At 40.0% G+C, this 18,158-nt stretch carries 16 protein-coding genes; 8 read left to right on the top strand and 8 right to left on the bottom strand.

Translation table 11 applies throughout. From position 1 onward, the window contains the following. Nucleotides 1-59 precede the first annotated feature (59 nt). Nucleotides 60-1,544, bottom strand: a complete 1,485-nt coding sequence (locus AACW90_RS06185; protein ID WP_195704224.1) for a carbon starvation CstA family protein — start codon at nt 1,542-1,544, stop codon at nt 60-62. A gap of 273 nt (nt 1,545-1,817) precedes the next feature. Here AACW90_RS06185 and AACW90_RS06180 point away from each other — a divergent pair, with 273 nt between their 5' ends. Then, entirely contained in the window at nt 1,818-2,162 is a 345-nt protein-coding gene (locus AACW90_RS06180) for a DUF2799 domain-containing protein (RefSeq protein WP_390232303.1), read from the top strand. Nucleotides 2,163-2,281: 119 nt separating this feature from the next. On the opposite strand, the gene AACW90_RS06175 is transcribed toward AACW90_RS06180, so the two are convergent. Further along, entirely contained in the window at nt 2,282-3,400 is a 1,119-nt protein-coding gene (locus AACW90_RS06175; protein ID WP_390232300.1) for an anhydro-N-acetylmuramic acid kinase, read from the bottom strand. Between the two features lie 124 nt (nt 3,401-3,524). Between AACW90_RS06175 and nagZ the strand changes: the two genes are divergently transcribed. Then, entirely contained in the window at nt 3,525-4,508 is a 984-nt protein-coding gene (gene nagZ / locus AACW90_RS06170; RefSeq protein WP_390232298.1) for a beta-N-acetylhexosaminidase, read from the top strand. Between the two features lie 28 nt (nt 4,509-4,536). On the opposite strand, the gene btsR is transcribed toward nagZ, so the two are convergent. Both btsR and AACW90_RS06160 read right to left on the bottom strand, forming a co-directional pair. Then, complete coding sequence (btsR, locus tag AACW90_RS06165) at nt 4,537-5,262, bottom strand: two-component system response regulator BtsR (RefSeq protein WP_390232295.1); 726 nt, start codon at nt 5,260-5,262, stop codon at nt 4,537-4,539. Between the two features lie 17 nt (nt 5,263-5,279). After that, complete coding sequence (locus AACW90_RS06160; protein WP_390232292.1) at nt 5,280-6,950, bottom strand: LytS/YhcK type 5TM receptor domain-containing protein; 1,671 nt, start codon at nt 6,948-6,950, stop codon at nt 5,280-5,282. 242 nt (nt 6,951-7,192) lie between these two features. On the opposite strand from AACW90_RS06160, the gene AACW90_RS06155 reads away from it, so the two are divergent. Beyond that, the gene (locus tag AACW90_RS06155) at nt 7,193-8,263 is read left to right on the top strand and encodes a 3-deoxy-7-phosphoheptulonate synthase (protein WP_390232289.1); all 1,071 of its coding nucleotides are present in this window, start codon (nt 7,193-7,195) and stop codon (nt 8,261-8,263) included. A 107-nt stretch (nt 8,264-8,370) separates the two neighbouring features. Continuing rightward, on the top strand, nt 8,371-9,498 hold the full coding sequence (gene tyrA, locus AACW90_RS06150) for a bifunctional chorismate mutase/prephenate dehydrogenase (protein ID WP_390232286.1): 1,128 nt from the start codon (nt 8,371-8,373) through the stop codon (nt 9,496-9,498). A gap of 137 nt (nt 9,499-9,635) precedes the next feature. Here tyrA and shyC read toward each other — a convergent pair whose 3' ends face one another. Beyond that, nucleotides 9,636-10,928: a peptidoglycan DD-endopeptidase ShyC gene (gene shyC / locus AACW90_RS06145; RefSeq protein WP_390232284.1), complete on the bottom strand. Its 1,293-nt coding sequence runs from the start codon at nt 10,926-10,928 to the stop codon at nt 9,636-9,638. A 124-nt stretch (nt 10,929-11,052) separates the two neighbouring features. On the opposite strand from shyC, the gene tyrS reads away from it, so the two are divergent. After that, nucleotides 11,053-12,240, top strand: coding sequence for a tyrosine--tRNA ligase (gene tyrS / locus AACW90_RS06140; RefSeq protein WP_390232281.1), 1,188 nt, complete (start codon nt 11,053-11,055; stop codon nt 12,238-12,240). A 354-nt stretch (nt 12,241-12,594) separates the two neighbouring features. Then, nucleotides 12,595-13,440 (top strand): magnesium transporter, encoded by an 846-nt coding sequence (locus tag AACW90_RS06135; RefSeq protein WP_390232278.1) that lies wholly within the window; start codon nt 12,595-12,597, stop codon nt 13,438-13,440. Here AACW90_RS06135 and dacB read toward each other — a convergent pair. After that, nucleotides 13,406-14,809 (bottom strand): serine-type D-Ala-D-Ala carboxypeptidase, encoded by a 1,404-nt coding sequence (gene dacB, locus AACW90_RS06130; RefSeq protein WP_390232275.1) that lies wholly within the window; start codon nt 14,807-14,809, stop codon nt 13,406-13,408. The two genes, AACW90_RS06135 and dacB, sit on opposite strands and share 35 nt — an antisense overlap. A gap of 111 nt (nt 14,810-14,920) precedes the next feature. Beyond that, nucleotides 14,921-15,985 (bottom strand): porin, encoded by a 1,065-nt coding sequence (locus AACW90_RS06125; RefSeq protein ID WP_347998528.1) that lies wholly within the window; start codon nt 15,983-15,985, stop codon nt 14,921-14,923. A gap of 491 nt (nt 15,986-16,476) precedes the next feature. On the opposite strand from AACW90_RS06125, the gene greA reads away from it, so the two are divergent. Continuing rightward, nucleotides 16,477-16,950 carry a transcription elongation factor GreA gene (greA, locus tag AACW90_RS06120; protein WP_195704211.1) on the top strand — a complete coding sequence of 158 codons (474 nt, stop codon included), beginning with the start codon at nt 16,477-16,479 and terminating at the stop codon, nt 16,948-16,950. A gap of 81 nt (nt 16,951-17,031) precedes the next feature. On the opposite strand, the gene yhbY is transcribed toward greA, so the two are convergent. Continuing rightward, nucleotides 17,032-17,328, bottom strand: a complete 297-nt coding sequence (yhbY, locus tag AACW90_RS06115; RefSeq protein ID WP_390232271.1) for a ribosome assembly RNA-binding protein YhbY — start codon at nt 17,326-17,328, stop codon at nt 17,032-17,034. Between the two features lie 185 nt (nt 17,329-17,513). Here yhbY and rlmE point away from each other — a divergent pair, with 185 nt between their 5' ends. Continuing rightward, nucleotides 17,514-18,143, top strand: coding sequence for a 23S rRNA (uridine(2552)-2'-O)-methyltransferase RlmE (gene rlmE / locus AACW90_RS06110; RefSeq protein ID WP_195704209.1), 630 nt, complete (start codon nt 17,514-17,516; stop codon nt 18,141-18,143). Nucleotides 18,144-18,158: the final 15 nt, after the last annotated feature.

Genomic DNA, 18,158 nt, shown 5'->3' with positions numbered 1-18,158 from the left:
TTTTAATTAATGCTTAACCCTTTTATTCAATGCTCAGGTTATGTGTTGAGCTAAAGTGATTATGCAGTTTTAACCGGAGAGTCGGGTTCCTCTTCATCAGCTAAGTCTGTTTCACCCTTACCTTTCGATACGGTAATAACGTAAGCAGCAGCGCCTAGAGCGGATACAACGCCGATTACAGTAGAGATGGTAATTGGCAAGCCAAAGCCTAACTTAGCGCTGCTCATGATGAATGAGATACATACTGTTGTCATGAACATCGCGGGGATAGTAGCAATCCAGTGTAATTTATTGTGGCGAAGTAGGTAAGCCGCCGCGGTCCAAAGCATGATAGTTGCTGTAGATTGGTTTGCGAACCCGAAGTAGCGCCAGATAATACCGAAGTCAACTTGAGTTAATATACCGCCAACTACGAATAGTGGAAGCGCCATAAGAAGACGTTTTGGCAATGTTTTTTGCTCAACATTAAAGTATTCAGCAAGAATGAGGCGGCTTGAACGAAATGCGGTGTCACCTGATGTGATAGGTAGAATAACCACGCCTAGGAAAGCTAAGATACCACCAAATACACCAAGAAGACCAAATGAAGCACTATATACTACGTTACCTGGACCACCAGCTTTAACCGCTTCTTGAAGACCTTCAACTGAACCGAAGAAAGAGAGCGCAAGTGTACACCAGATAATAGCGATAATGCCTTCACCAATCATTGCACCGAAAAATACGAAACGACCATTCTTTTCATTTTCCATGCATCGAGCCATCAGTGGAGACTGCGTTGCGTGAAAACCTGAGATAGCACCACACGCGATAGTGATAAACAGCGCTGGCCATAGCGGCATATTGTTCGGGTTCATGTTATTGAATAGGTCACTGATAACAAAGCCACCCATTACCGTGTGCTCACTAGAGAAAGCAACCGCAGCCATCAAGCCAACAGACATGAATACAAGTAATGCACCAAAGAACGGATAGAAACGACCAATGATTTTATCAACAGGGACAATCGTTGCGATTATATAGTATGCAAAGATGAGTACGACCATACTCACTTTAGACATTTCGAAAGATGTTTGCTCATTCACAAGGTTTGTGATCATGCCAGCGGGTGCAGAAACAAACACAACGCCGACTAAAAGTAAAAGAACGATAGCAAAAACATTCATAAAATGACGAGCACCGTTACCTAAATAACGACCAGTTATCGCAGGTACAGAAGCCCCTTTATTACGAATTGATAGCATGCCAGAGAAGTAGTCATGAACTGCACCAGCGAATATACAACCTAGTACAATCCATAATAGAGCTGCTGGCCCATATAATGCACCCATAATTGGACCAAAAATTGGACCAACACCAGCAATATTGAGTAACTGTACAAGATAAACCTTAGGTGTTGACATAGGCACAAAATCGACACCATCTTGCATTGTGTGCGCTGGAGTTTTACGATTTTCATTAATACCGAAAACCTTTTCAACAAACGCACCGTAGATAACGTATCCGCCAATTAAGGCTGCGACACAAAAGAGAAACCACATCATAATATTCGTCCCACTGTTATTAGTAATTTGTATAATTCAGTGTCAATACTAAAACGAGTGAATGCTAGCTGCATCCGATTCTTGAGTGAGTGGTGCTATTCAACATTAAGTGGTTTCTGTGTAAATTTAATGGTTTTATTGCTTCGATTGATCGAGTTTGATGTTTGGTTCCTAATTAACAGGAAATAGTGTTAGTTATAATTATAGGTGTTTGACTTTCAAGATAAAATAGACCATTTTTGTATTGCGTGTATTTATATTAAGGGAATTCTGATGCTGTTTAACAAATTGGTCGTGTTTACACTTTCACTTTTGGTCGTGGCTTGTTCATCTAGTAATGTCGATCTTGCCCAAAAAGGAGATTGGAACGAAATTGGTTTTTCCGACGGCATTAAAGGACATCATTCTCGCTCTTTTAGCGAGCTACAACAATTAGGTCAAGCAAATCAAGCTGAGTATGATCAAGGTTACCTTAAAGGTGTTGAAGAATACTGTAATCCTGATTTTGCTTACCAAATAGGCCTTTCTGGACAATACTATGAAGGTGTATGTGAAGGTACTGAAGAGTCTCAGCGGTTTCGCATGGAGTGGCAAAGAGGTTGGAACGAGTCAAACTAAAACATATTCGCATGTTAATGGTTTGCTATTAGTAGATACCGGGAAGGGGTGATCGCCCTTCCGATATCAATTGCGATAAGGCAGAGATCTGTGCTTCATTGGTCATTAGAGTACTCCTATTACTCAGATGGGTAGATAACACCTAAAGATGCGTATCTAGAGGCCCCGGTTACGTCCGGTAAATTGCTTGGCAATCCTTTTACTCGTCGATAAGCCAACCAAGCAAATGCGATGGCTTCCATATAATCACTGCTTACTCCTTTATCATCCGTAGTGCTAACCGCCCAAGCAGGTAGATAAGTATTGAGTTTCTGCATTAACAAAGGGTTGCTTGCCCCACCACCACATACCAGTAACTCTGGATTGGTTCCTATCGTATGATTTTCTATTTCCTGACATATAGTGACGGCGGTAAATTCTGTAAGCGTGGCTTGAACATCTTGTGGTCGAAATGGGCTATCAAACTGCTCGAGTATCTCGGTTAGCCAAGCTAGATTAAAAAGCTCTCGTCCAGTGCTTTTAGGGGCGCTTCGTGAGAAATAATCTTCGGTGCATAGACGCTTTAGTAATTTAGGTATGATTTTTCCAGACGCTGCATATAATCCATCTTCGTCAAACTTCTTACCTGTCTGCTCATATATCCAAGCGTCTAATAACATATTTCCTGGACCAGTATCATAACCGATGGTGGGCATGTTTGGCCTAAGTACTGAGATGTTGGCGATTCCACCAATATTTAAAACCACCACGGTAGAATGAGTTGGTTGAAATATTGTTCGATGAAAAGCAGGAACTAAAGGTGCGCCTTGCCCACCAAGCGCCATATCTTTACGTCTGAAGTCGGCAATAGTCGTAATACCTGTTTTAGCCGATATGATGTTGGCATCGCCAAGTTGCATGGTAAATGGATTGTCGCCAATGGGTTGATGGTATACCGTTTGGCCATGGTTACCAATTGCGACGACATCTGAAGCGTTGGTTCCGGTCTTGTTTAAAAGTTGTATCACGGCATCGGCATATAAAATACCGAGCGATGTCTCGAGCTGTCCTATGGTAACAATGTCGGTAGACTGTCCTGTTGCGAAGCTGAGAATGCTTTTTTTTATATGTTCGGGTATGGCATAGCAATCAAAATCAATGAGTGTCGTTTCATTATCGTCAATTTCTACTAAGGCAGTATCAATACCATCTAGGCTGGTTCCTGACATGACGCCAATATAGAGTTCTTTTTTATTCATAAAAATGACTACCCTCAGTAGAAAGTGAATTGTTTAGATAACGTATTGGAAATTGATTATATCTAAGGTACTTAAGGTTATAATCATTTTTTGATTGTACATCAACATTTTCGGGAGATTATAGATGGGGCCACTTTGGATAGATATCTCAGGATATGAGCTAGACGCAGAAGATAGGGAGATCCTGCAACACCCAACGGTAGGTGGGTTAATATTATTCTCTAGAAATTTCCACGATAATGAACAGTTATTGGCTCTGTGTGATGACATCCGAAAAGTAAGTAAAGGTCGCGCCCTTATTGGTGTAGATCAAGAAGGAGGCTTGGTTCAGCGATTTCGCCAAGGTTTTACCCTTATTCCTTCGGCGCAAGCACTCTCACAGTATGGGAATAGTGAGAAATTAGCTTATCAAGCAGGTTGGTTGATGGCGGCAGAATTGATAGCGCATAACATAGATCTTAGCTTTGCTCCTGTTTTGGATAAAGGACATGAATGCAAAGCGATAAGAAGTCGAGCATTCGGTAATGACATCCACACTATATTGAAGAATAGCACAGCCTACATGAAGGGGATGAAACTGGTGGGCATGGCAACCACTGGAAAGCATTTCCCCGGGCACGGTGGTGTTATTGCTGATTCTCACTTGGAGACGCCTTATGACCATAGAGATACTATTTTTGAAACCGATATGGCTATTTTTAAAGCTCAGATCGAGGCTGGTATTTTAGATGCAATGATGCCCGCTCATGTTATCTACCCTCATTATGATTCAGAACCTGCAAGTGGTTCTAAGTATTGGCTGCAAGAGGTTTTGCGTAAAAAATTAGGCTTTTCAGGTGTGATCTTTTCGGACGATTTGAATATGGAAGGGGCGTCGGTAATGGGTAGTGCAGCAGAACGAGCAGAGCAAGCGCTAACCGCTGGTTGTGACATGTTGTTACTTTGTAATAATCGTAACCGTAGTGTGGAAATTTTAGACAGATTACCAATAGTACAGATCCCAATAGCAGAAACGTTGTTTAAGAAGCAAAGCTTTACATTGTCAGATCTAAAGCGATCGAGGGAGTGGGTTGAGGCTAGTGAAGCAATGAAAAGAGTCGTTGGTTAACTCATTGTTAATCTAAGATCTAGATGATTTAGACGATACCTAATTTCTCTTTTAGTGATTTTAGGTATCGACGGCTAACCGGAACGGGATAATCATTTCGCGTTATAATTTCGGCTAAGCCATTTTCTAATAATTTTATTTCTTTGATGGCCTTAGTGTTGATTAAGTACTGTCGATGGCATCGAAGGAGATCGGTCTTCTCCTCTAATACCTTTAATGTCAACTGACTGGATGCGATTTGGTCTGCGCTTCGGATATGTACACCGCTGATATCACTGAACGCATACTCGACGTCTCGAGTTGGAATAATCATGATTCTATTTAAGCCGATACATGGGACTTGTTCCAATGATGCGGGGGCAAGTATAGACAAATCTTGTGTTTCAATTTGTTTGTTATGTTGTTTTATTAAACGACAAACTGTCTTTTCTAGTCGTTTTATTTCGATAGGCTTTAACAGGTAATCAAATGCATTGTCTTCAAATGCTTGAATGGCGTATTGATCAAAAGCAGTAACAAATACAACCATTGGCATGGTATCGGGATCAAGCATTGCAAGCAGTTCAATGCCTGATATTTGAGGCATCTGAATGTCTAAGAAAATAACGTCAGGTTTCAATACATTGATCTTTTTCAGCCCTTCAATTGCATTGCTGGCTTGATCTATGACTTCAATGTTATTCGTGTCATGCAATAAGTTTGTGAGTTCTTCGCGAGCAAGCTGTTCGTCATCGATAACTAATGCAGTAAGCATTATGATCCCTTATTGTGTTATTTCTCATTAGGAATGATAAAGCTCATTCGTGTTATTTGGTCTTTTTCGACGTGAGTTTTTAGCTCCCCGTCACGGCCAAAGTAATTAGATAAGCGCTTGCTCACAATTTGCATACCTAAACCTTTATGATCTTTCCTTGGTTCTAGGTAGCTTCCAGCGTTATCTTCAACAATTATTTCACAGCCCATGTCGTTACATTGACTGTAAATCTTAACTTTTCCACCTTCTAACATGTGGGACACACCATGCTTAATCGCGTTTTCAACAAGAGGTTGTAGCGTAAAACTCGGTACTTTTCTATCCTGTAATTCAGAGCTAATATTCATCTCTACTTCTAATCGATCACTGAAGCGTGCCTTCTCGATAGTTAGATAGGCATTTACGTGAGCTAACTCCTCTTTTAAGCTAACCGTTTCTATATTTTGTTTAAGATTACTGCGGAAAAAATGAGAAAGATGTTGAATAAGCTCTCTTGCCTTGTCAGGGTTTTTACGAATAACAGCACTAATTGTGTTGAGTGCGTTGAATAAAAAATGAGGGTTAACTTGAGCGTGGAGAAGCTTTATTTCAGACTGAGATAACAACATCTGTTGTTGTTGATAGTCACCATAAAGAATTTGGCTTGAAAGCAGTTGAGCGATTCCTTCAGCCATGGACATATTGATAGTAGAGAATAGTTTTCGCTTGGGCTCGTAGAGCTTTATTGTTCCAACAACCTTATCTCCAGCCCGTAAAGGAATAATGAGTGCAGACCCCAATTTGCAGTTTTCGGAAATAGAACATTGATAAGGGTTGTCTTTACCATTCAAGTAAATGATGTCATTTTTTTCAATGGCATCCAATGTACATTGAGACGAAATAGGGGTGTTTGGTTTATGATGGTCATCCCCAATACCGACAAACGCCAGTATTTTATTTGTATCCGTTATTGCGACTGCCCCCACATTCGTTTCTTCATAAACAATTCGTACAATTCGTGCCGCATTTTTAGAATTAAACCCTGAATTCAAAATACCGACAGATCGTTCCGCAATATTAAGAGCTCTTCGGGAAAAGGTAGCTGAATATTTTTCGAAAATGGTTTTTCTGTCTTGTAGAATACTCATAAAAAGTGCTGCACCAATTGAGTTGGCAATAATCATAGGTGCCGCGATGGCGGAGACGAGGGTATAAGCTTGATCAAAAGGTTTTGCCACAATAAGAAGAATGAACATCTGAATGATTTCAGCGAAGAGAGTGATAGAAAAAACGACGCTAGGATTAAACAGTTGTTCCTGCTTATTTCTTTTTATTAGGTAACTATGAAGTACACCACCAATTACCCCCTCGGCCGTTGTTGATATCGCGCACGCGATGTCAGTAAAACCACCTAAGGTATAGCGATGTATACCTCCAGTGAAGCCCACTGCAAAACCAACAATAGGTCCGCCAAAAATGCCACCCATGACAGCACCGATTGCACGAGTGTTAGCGATGGCATCATTAATTTGCAGCCCGAAGTAGGTTCCCATTATACAAAATAGTGAGAAAATCACGTAACAGTTAAGCTTGTTTTCAAGACGGTTTGATATATTAAGTAGAGGTAAAAATACGGGTGTTTTACTGAGCATATAAGCCAAAACAAGATATACGCACATTTGTTGTAACAACGAGAGAATCAATTCCATATGTTTTGCCCAGTAGAAGTTATTGCAATGCCATATTATGCGAGATTAGGTAAATTGCGTAGAACCTAGATCGTATTTATAACACTTGGTGTTGGCTGATGGTGTGTAAATTTTTATTTACACAAAATGTTTTTATTTATTTACACTTGAAAGTTTTATTAATACTGGTAAATTAAGCATTAAGTTGGCTGTTACGAATCACTGACGAAACTAAGTGTAAAAAATTATTTACGGAAAAGAAGATGAAAAAAAGCACATTAAGCAATATCAACATCAGTGATGAACAGGTTTTAATCACACCTAATGAGTTAAAACAGAAACTGCCTCTTAGCGATAACGCAAGACAGTTTATCCAGGAATCTCGTCAGACGATTTCAAACATTATACACAAGAAGGACCATCGTTTATTGGTTGTTTGCGGTCCATGTTCTATTCATGATGTAGATGCTGCGATGGAATACGCTAAACGCCTAAAAGCACTTTCTGCAGAACTTAAGGATCAGATATACATCGTTATGCGTGTTTACTTCGAAAAGCCACGTACGACGGTTGGTTGGAAGGGGTTAATAAATGATCCTCAATTAGATGGGACCTTTGATATTGAGCATGGGTTGCATGTGGGCCGTAAGTTATTGGTTGATTTGGCTGAAATGGACATCCCTTTAGCGACGGAAGCATTGGACCCAATTAGTCCTCAATATCTTTCTGACACATTCAGTTGGGCAGCGATAGGTGCTCGAACTACTGAATCCCAAACTCACCGTGAAATGGCAAGTGGGCTTTCTATGCCTATTGGATTTAAGAATGGCACCGACGGTAGTCTATCGACAGCGATCAATGCGATGCAGGCAGCTTCTTCTAGTCACCGTTTTATGGGAATTAATACAGAAGGGCAGGTCGCGCTTCTGACTACGCAAGGAAATAGCAATGGCCATGTGATTTTGCGTGGAGGTAAGCAAACGAATTATGATTCGGTTTCTGTTGCTGAGTGTGAAGGTGAGTTAGCCAAATATGACCTTGATGCAGCTTTAATGATAGATTGTAGTCACGCTAACTCACGTAAAGACTATCGTCGCCAGCTTTTGGTCGCTGAAGATGCAATTTCTCAAATACGCGAAGGTAATAAATCCATCATAGGATTAATGATAGAAAGTCATTTGAACGAAGGGAATCAGCCGTCTGATATACCATTAAAGCAGATGGAGTACGGGGTTTCTATTACAGATGCGTGTATTAATTGGCAATCAACTGAGGCACTATTACGTAATGCACATAAAGAGTTGGTGCCATTCTTACAAGATAGTGTTAAGTGATGAGTCACTGATTTAAGAGTTGAAGTGACGAATAATTGTTACCAAACAGTGGAGCGGCTTTTAGTTGCTTCATTTTTATTTAGTAAATACAGATAAAGGCAAATTTGATGGCAGTTGAGTTAAATGAGTTACGTGATCAAATTGATGAAGTAGATAAGCAGATGATTGATCTTCTGGTTCGTCGTCTTTCTCTTGTCGAAAAGGTGGGAGAAGTCAAAAGTGAACACGGTTTGCCTATCTATGCCCCAGACAGAGAAGCGGCAATGCTTGCTTCTCGTCGACAAGAAGCAGAGAAGCGTGGTATTCCACCGCAGCTAATTGAAGACATCCTACGCAGAACAATGCGAGAATCATATGCTAGTGAAAAAGATTCTGGTTTCAAATGCTTAGCTCCTTCGTTGGGCCCTGTGGTTATTATTGGTGGTAATGGCCAATTAGGTAGTTTGTTCGGCCGTATGTTTACACTTTCTGGGTATCAAGTGAAAGTGTTAGGTAGTAAAGATTGGGATAATGCTGACGATCTGTTACATAATGCTGGTTTAGTCGTTGTTACCGTGCCTATTCATTTAACAACGGGCGTTATAGAGAAATTAAACACGCTACCTAGTGACTGCATTCTTTGTGATTTAACCTCGATAAAATCTAAACCATTAGAAAAAATGCTGAGTGTTCACGCTGGCCCAGTGGTTGGTTTGCACCCAATGTTTGGACCTGATGTACCAAGCTTGGCAAAACAGGTTATTGTTTATTGTGATGGTCGCGGTAGTGAGAAATACCAATGGTTGTTAAAGCAATTTGGTATTTGGGGTGCCAGCTTATGCAATATCGATGCAAAAGAGCATGACCATGGAATGACGTTAATTCAAGCTTTGCGTCACTTTACTTCGTTTGCATATGGTCTCCATTTAAGTCGTGAAAACCCTAACATAGATATGTTGTTACAGTTGAGTTCACCTATCTATCGTTTGGAACTCGCTATGGTGGGTAGACTGTTTGCTCAAGATCCAAATCTATACGGTGATATTATTTTATCATCAGAAGAAAATATAGAGATGATTAAGCGTTTTCATACTAGCTTCGGTGAAGCGATCAAAGTACTTGAAGGTCATGATAAAGCCACATTTGTTGAAAGCTTTGAGAAGGTGAGTGATTGGTTTGGTGATTATTCACAACAATTTATGACTGAAAGTCAGAACCTTCTTAAGCAAGCTAACGATGCGATTCATCGCGGTTAAGCTTTTTTGAGTTAAGATCTAGATGATTAAAAAGCCCTCTATGTATTTTGAATAGAGGGCTTTTTATTGAGAATTTTAGCTGCCTTTTTCATTCGTTTTTTAGTGATATTAAAGGCGATAATTGTCAATGTGTTGTGTTAGCTCTGATTGGCAAACAGGAGCTGTCCGTATCGTTCTAACTTTGAGAGCCTGTCTTTCGCGTTGGTCATAAACTCTGTCTTTGCTTGCCCTTTAAGCGATTTTGATTGAGGCAACTTGACGGTTCTTGGATTTTTGTGAACGCCGTTAACAAGGAACTCGTAATGAAGATGAGGACCAGTTACACGCCCTGTACTACCTAATGTTCCGACGGATTGTCCCTGTTTAACTCGCTGGCCGGTTTTAACATAACGACGTGTCATATGTAAGTATTTGGTAATATAAGTGTTGCTGTGGCGTATAAATACATAGTTGCCGTTGTACTGATTATAGCCAGATTTTTCCACTACGCCGTCACCGGCCGCCCATATAGGTGTTCCTACTGGAGCTGAATAATCTGTCCCTCGGTGAGCAACCACTTTACCTGTGACAGGGTGGCGTCTTCTTGGGTTAAAGTTGGATGTTACCCGTCTAAAATCTATTGGAGAACGTAAAAATGCCTTTTTCATCGCCCTGCCGTTTTCGTCGTAATAGTTGCCTGTGTTGTCGTCAAGTATTGCCTTAAACGTTTCGCCTTGATTAGAAAATATGGCAGCAATAATTCGCCCGCGTCCCATTTTTTCTCCTTCGACCATTTTTTCTTCATAGAGGACTCTAAAACTGTCTCCCGAACGAATATCAAGGGAAAAATCTATATCCCAACCAAAAATACCTGCAAGTTCCATTATTTGATTGGGCGTGAGGTCGGCAGAAAGTGCTGCGTTCCAGAAATTTGAGCTGATTTCAGCTTCAGTGTAATTAAACTGAATATTAACGGTTTTTGTTTCGAATGCTGCTTTATATCCGACATCAGCTTTACTTATGCGAAAGATTTCAAATGGAGTAATAACTCGTTTTATCTGCAATAACTCGTGGTTTTCATCAAAACCAAATGTGAGTTCTTCACCCACACGAAGGCGAGAAAGCTGTTTGTTGATTTCTGTATCACTAGAGATAAGTTTGTGTAGTAGCTGTGCCGATAATCCAATTCTATTGAATAACTTAGCGGCGCTTTCACCTGAGGCTATTTTATATTTCTCCCAGCGAACGACTGATTCAGGCAGAATACTGTTATTTGTTTCTAATGTTTCGAGAGATATGGCGAGGGGATAGTGTCGACCAATTTCTAAAGTATTTTGGTTTTTAGTTAGATCTTCGCTATCAGGAAGAAAAATAACAACGGTAATTAGCGCTGAAAAAAGTAAAATCAGGGCGCGATGGATAATCGGAAGTCGAAAAAAAGTAGAAAGCATGGTAGATAATTATTAAATTTGGTGAAATTCGTCAATACTGAGTTTAACTGGTTTCAAAATACATAGCTATTCAAGTAAACTGTGCAACTATTAATTTTTGCCAAATCTGTGGGAGTTAACAAGAATGGCGAGTATAGAAGCAGCATTGGCTGAGATAAAGCGCGGTATTGATGAACTTTTACCGGAAGAAGAACTGATTGCAAAACTGAAAGAGAATCGTCCTTTACGTATTAAGTTAGGCGCAGATCCAACGGCACCTGATATTCATTTAGGACACACCGTTATATTAAATAAATTACGTCAGTTTCAAGAGTTGGGGCATGAAGTCACATTTTTGATTGGCGATTTTACTGGTATGGTTGGTGACCCATCAGGTAAAAATACAACGCGACCACCGCTGACTCGTGAAGATGTGTTAGCAAACGCAGAAACGTATAAACAACAAGTATTTAAGATACTAGATCCTGAGAAGACCAAAATTCAGTTTAACTCAGAATGGTTATCAGAGCTTGGTGCTGAAGGGATGATTCGCTTGGCCGCAAATCAAACCGTCGCACGTATGTTAGAGCGAGACGACTTTAAAAAACGTTATTCGAACAATCAACCAATCGCAATCCATGAATTTATGTATCCACTTCTTCAAGGATACGACTCTGTCGCGATGGAAACGGATGTCGAATTAGGTGGTACGGACCAAAAGTTTAACTTGTTAATGGGGCGTGAACTGCAAAAGGCAAATGGTCAGAAACCTCAGTGTGTGCTTACTATGCCTCTTCTTGTTGGTCTTGATGGTGAGAAGAAGATGTCCAAATCAGCTCATAACTACATCGGTGTGAGTGATGCGCCTAATGATATGTTTGGTAAAATCATGTCTATTTCTGATGTTCTTATGTGGAGTTACTACGAGTTACTATCCTTTCGTCCATTGGCAGAAATTGAGCAGTTTAAAACCGATGTTGAAACTGGTAAGAATCCTCGCGATATTAAAATTCTACTTGCGAAAGAGATTATTGCTCGTTTCCATACTGAGGCTGACGCTGATGCAGCGGAACAGGAATTTATTAATCGCTTCCAAAAAGGAGCGATGCCAAATGAAATGCCAGAGTTTGAATTTGAGTCAGGTATTGCCATTGGTAATTTGCTGAAAGAAGCGGGTTTAGTGAACTCAACATCAGATGCTATGCGAATGATTCGGCAAGGTGCTGCAAAGATTGATGGGGATAAAATAGAAGATACGAAACTGATTCCCGAAATAGGAACAGCAGTATATCAAGTAGGTAAGCGTAAATTTGCCCGTATTACATTGAACTAATGATTATTCGATAATCATTATACAGAGGCGCTTTTATAGCGCCTTTTTTACATTAAACTGACGTGAAAATAAGTCCGATAGTGATAGAATGCGCTCGCTGCAAATTGCAGTAACTTTGGAGATTTATATGAACAATATCGACCATCCTCCTAGTATCAAGGGAGAAAAATAACCGCGACGGTATTGGCATTCTTCATTCCTACTCAACAGTAGGCGATCTTTTGTTTCATCCTTCCTCTCTATTTTTCTTCAGATATTACTTAAATTACCGCTCTAAAATCGATAAGGCACTCTTGTGTTTGGTTTTTGTTGAACGGTGACAATGATGGTCGTCAGCTAATCGGGAGATTCGCCATGACGGTAACAAACCATGAATATATAGAAAAAAATAGCCCTTTTTCATTCATAGAAATAGGGGCTGCGAGAAATGCTTTTTTGCAATATGAACAAGACCAACAAATTCATTTTCTGACTATTATGCCAATAGAGGAAGCGGTGGGGATCCTTAAACACTGCAGCGTTGGCTATGTGCAACATTTAATTCAGCAGCTCGAATTTCAGGGCTTTGATAAGCAAGCACGGCACTATGCTCACCAATTAGGCTTTATACGCTCGGAGGCTGAACCCACGAAAGGTTACCTATCTACTGGTGTTTTGGACCATGTAAAACAACGTGTGGGATGGATAGTGATGCTTGCCTTATTGGGTATCGTATCGGGCCTTATTATCTCGCGATATGAGGACACGTTAGGTCAATTGGTATTGCTAGCGATATATATGCCTGTCATTGCCGCAGCAGGAGGGAATACAGGTTCGCAAGCGGCAACACTAGTGATTAGAGCGTTAGCGACGGGTGAACTAAAAAAACGACAGTGGTTTAAGGTTTTTTTGAAAGAAAGTCGTATAGCCGTTTGCTTAGCGATGGTCATCGCGTTGGTCATTGTTGCTCGTGTTTTACTTTACAGTGATCCTGGAGCAACGGGAGAGTTCGATATCAATATTATCGCGCTAGCGATTGCGATTGCGCTGTTTATTCAGGTGACTATATCGACGACATTGGGAGGATTACTTCCGATATTGGCGAGAGCGTGTAAGTTGGACCCTGCAGTATTGGTGAGCCCGGTGCTTGCTTCTATCGTTGATATATCTGGGATGTGGATCTATTTTACGGTAGTGAACTACTTTTTGGGGATTGCTTAATCAGATCTCGATAGAAGGCCTGTTCAAACTGATATACAGAGGGGAGTGATTTAGATTCCTTCTCCTTTTTATTTGGAAAGTAGTCACTAATAAACTGAACAAAGATTGATTTTGGTCGGCCATTCTCATCTAACACATATCCAGCCATATTATAGGTGCCATATACGGAACCACTTTTCGCTTGCATGTATCCTTTTATAGGCGGTTTTTGCATGCTTTTTCTGTATTTTAAAGTGCCAGTCTTACCCGATATTGGCAGCATTGTCATTAAATTAAGGGTTGAGTCATTCTTCCAAATATAATTCAGTACTCTACTCATGTCGTGAGCTGTGATTCGATTGTTTCTAGATAAACCAGATCCATCCGCTAATTGAGCGTCGCTTAAATCTATGCCACTGTTAGAGAATATGATCTGTTTAATTGCTTCAGTGCCATTATTAAAACTACCCGCTTGAGAATAGAATCGAGCACCGAGCGTTTTAGTAATATTGTCTGCAATTAGATTGGATGATTTTTTTAGCATGGTATCCAACATTTCATTTAAGGGAATTGATGCATGGGATGCAACGATTTTCCCTTGTATGCCATTGTGTTTAGAGATCTGACCATGGAATGAAATATGATGCTTAGCCAGTAATCTCCGTATAACGGACTCTGTGTAAGCCTGTGAATCTTGTACTGCAAATTTTAGTGGTAAAGGCTTTTTCATTGTCATTAAACAACCAGAAAGGTGATAGGTATTGTTATCTGAGGTCAGCAATTCTAATTGGCACTGCTTCTCTTTTTGTTCTTCTTTGGAAACGGTAATGGCCGTCGTTTGCACAGTAATAGGCTGGTGCTCTGGTACGTAAACTCGAGTCGTTCCATCTACATTCGTATAGATAGATGCTTGTACGCAGTTTCCGTCGAGGGTTATTGCGCTAGAAGGAGCGCTATAACAGACGCCTAAGATATCCCATGGCCAACCAACGGCTCTTTCGTATCCAGTAAAAATACCATTATTAAGCCAGATATTTCCTTTTATAGTACTTATCCCTTGTTGGGACAATCGTTTAAATAAAGCCTCTAAATTTTTTGTTGTTAGCGTTGGGTCACCAGAGAAGCGAACAATAATGTCGTTGTCTTTTGACTCTAATTGGGTTTTGAATCTGAAATCATCACCGAGTTCCAATTTTGCTGCTAACGCAGTAATTATTTTCAAAGTACTGGCTGGTGGGAAAAGTTGGTCTGAGTTGATAGATAAAGGTGAACCAACGGAATTGTTTACCAATAAGCTAACGCGACTGCCTTGGGGTAAGGTGTCTATAGGAGCGTATCCGAATAGGTAACTTGAGAATCCTACACATATAAGTGTGATAATAGTGCGCATAGTTACCTAGTGGGGTAAATCGAAGAAAATTGAGTATATAGAATAAAAAAAACGCCCGCTATCAAAAGCAGGCGTTTTCTAAGTAATCAACTTTTTTAATCCAATAATGAATTAGAAATCGTAGCGAAGACCTAGTGCGATTTCATCTTCTGCACCACGCTCACCAACTGTACCAGTACCTAGTTGGTCATTTTTGTCCAATAGGTTGAAGTTGTAAGAGATGTACGTACGGAAGTTAGGCTTGAAGTAATAGGTTGCGTCTACTGCTACGTTGTCAGCTGATGTGTGGCTACCAGTTTCTGCGTTGTTGTATGTAGTTGTGAATACAACTTGATTCATTTTGTATGCAGCAGCGAGTTCGTAACCTGTGTAGTCTTGAACGCCAGAGAAGTTGCTTGAGCCACTATATTGAGCGCCATCAAAATCTTTCTCTCCGTCGGTAAACGTAGTCGCGGCATAGAAAGCGCCAATTTTGTATGATGCAGCAAGCATGTATTCATTGTTTTTATCTTGATCTGCGTAACCAGCACCCAAAGCAAGGCCAGTATCAGCAACACTATAAATAGCAGATAGAGAATAGCCGTCTTGACCATTGTCTGTATAACCGCCATTTACGTTGTCATCTTGAGAATCAGCAAAGCGATAGCTTGCTTTTACTGCTAAATCAGAAAATGCGCCTTTATACGAAACCATGTTATCTGCACGGTCTGCTGCATTTATTTTGTCAGCAGCGCTGTTACCGTGATATGCCATGATATCAGTGAAATCTGTGATGACTCCAAGAGCTCCATCATTTTTACCGTAGGTGATTTCACCAAATGTGCCACCAAATCCAGCGTATGCATAACGGTTAGTTATGCTATCACTGTTTGAATCAGTAGAAGCACCAGCATCAGAAGTAACGAATTCACCTTCATAGAAACCGACACCATAAAAATCGTCGGTGATTTGAGTTTTACCTAAGAAGTTTAAACGTACACGAGATTTGTCATCAGCAGTACCATCTTTAATAGACATACGCGCTTCTGCACGACCACCTATTTCTAAGCTGTTACCATTTGAACTATATACGGTTGTTCCGTCTATAGAACCAGCTTGCTTGCCGTCAGCTGAAGCAAAAGCGCCTGTTGACAAAGTTGCTGCGGATACTGCCAAAACTAAAATTTTCTTGTTCATGTGGATCATTCCTAATCTGCCAAATTATCTAAGGGGTAAATAATTTTTTGGTTTAAACACGGACTAATACAGCACCCGAAATTGCCTAAACTCTTTATATAGACTTCAAGGTGTTGTGTTTCCTCGTGAACAATTTGTACAGCGAAAGTTCCGTGACTCGTTAGTAAAATTATATAAAAAACACAATTGAACGCTGTTTTCTTAAGTCTAAGTATTTAATTTTTAGGGTTTTATATTGTCTTTCTGATGGTTTGAAATTATGGGTATATTGATGTTTTTTAGATTTTTTTAGTTATTGATTTGAAATGAAATGAGTAAAAAAGCATAAAGTTGCGGTTCAGGTTTGTTTTTGTGATACAAAACGTGAATATAGATGATTAATCATTAATCTTTGTTTACACTAATCAAAATCAATTCGTTTTTAAACCCACTCAGCACTTGTTGAGCGGGTTTGTATTGTCCAAAGCTGACTTTGGTCTTAGAGGTTTAAAATGGAAAAAGTCCCAATGACTCTACGTGGTGAAAAAAAACTACGTGAAGAACTAGAAATATTATTAAAACGTCGTCCACTTATATCGGCTGCAATCGCAGAGGCTCGTGAATTAGGTGATTTAAAAGAAAACGCTGAATATCACGCAGCCCGAGAAGAGCAAGGTATCTGTGAGGCTCAGATTAGAGATATTGAATACAAGCTATCGGTAGCTCAAGTTATCGACGTCACTAAAATGGATAATACGGGTAAAATCATCTTCGGCACTACAGTGACCTTAATTGATTTAGATACAGAAGAAGAATCCACGTATCAAATTGTCGGCGAAGATGAAGCGAATATTAAGGCTGGTCGCATTTCTGTAACCTCACCAATCGCACGTGGTCTCATTGGTAAGTTGGAAGGTGATGAAGTGATTATTTCTACCCCTGGTGGAGATAAGGACTACGAAATCGATAAAGTACTATACGTCTAGACGAGTAATGAGTTCGAGATGTAAAAAAGGTCGCTTTAAATGCGACCTTTTTTATTATTCTGTAACAGAATAATTCATTACTTACTTTCTAGGTATCTCAATTTTTCGTTGTTCAGATTGGCGATAAATAACTAAAACTTTACCTATGCCTTGTACTTTTTCGGCCTTAGTTTCACGAATAATTGCTTCAATAATGAGTTCCTTGGTGTCTCTATCTTCTGATGCAACTTTAATTTTGATTAATTCGTGGTGATCAAGGGCCAGTTCTATTTCCGCCAGAACAGCCTCGGTCAATCCGTTCGCGCCCATTAGCACAACTGGTTTTAAGTTGTGTGCTAGGCCTTTAAGGTGCTGTTTTTGCTTGGTGCTTAGATTCATTACGCGGCCAATTATGTTAGTAGTTAAAAGTGCTCAAGTTTCAAAAGATTAAAAAATTGCATGATAATTTTTGAAAGTTAAGCGGATTCGGGGTTGAAAAACCGTATTTTAACGCCATCTAATCACGAAGACTAATTTTTCTACCATACTTATTTGGTTATTTGTCGAAATTTACTAGGAATAGAATGAGTAAATCGAAACTTTCAGCAAGTTCTGGACGTTGGCTTAAAGAACACCTTGATGATAAATATGTCAACGAGGCAAAGAAAAAAGGTTATCGTTCACGTGCTATATTTAAGATTGAAGCGATTCAAGAAAAAGACAAATTGCTTAAACAAGGCATGTCTGTTGTAGACTTGGGTGCGGCTCCAGGAGGATGGTCACAGTATGCGACCAAAGTTGTTGGTGATGCAGGACAAGTAATTGCGTGTGATATTTTGCCAATGGATTCCATTGCCGGAGTGAATTTTTTACAAGGTGACTTTAGAGAAGATGCAGTATTAGAGGCACTTTTAGCAAAAATTCAACCGAATATGGTTGATGTGGTTATGTCAGACATGGCGCCTAATATGGCGGGAAATTTGTCAGTTGATCAACCAAGAGCTATGTATTTAGTAGAGCTTGCACTTGATATGTGCCGACAGGTTCTTGCTCCTAATGGTAGCTTTGTTGTTAAAGTATTCCAAGGTGAAGGCTTTGACCAATACGTGAAAGATGTACGCGACATATTTAAAGTCGTGAGAATAAGAAAACCAGACTCATCGAGAGCTCGTTCTCGAGAGGTCTATATAGTAGCCACTGGTTATAAAGGCTAACTAACGCGCTGTAGC

This window comes from Vibrio frigidus, from assembly GCF_042465995.1.
In the GTDB taxonomy this organism is placed as follows: domain Bacteria; phylum Pseudomonadota; class Gammaproteobacteria; order Enterobacterales; family Vibrionaceae; genus Vibrio.
Note: the sequence above shows the minus strand (reverse complement) of the source record. Positions and strands in the feature narration are given on the sequence as shown.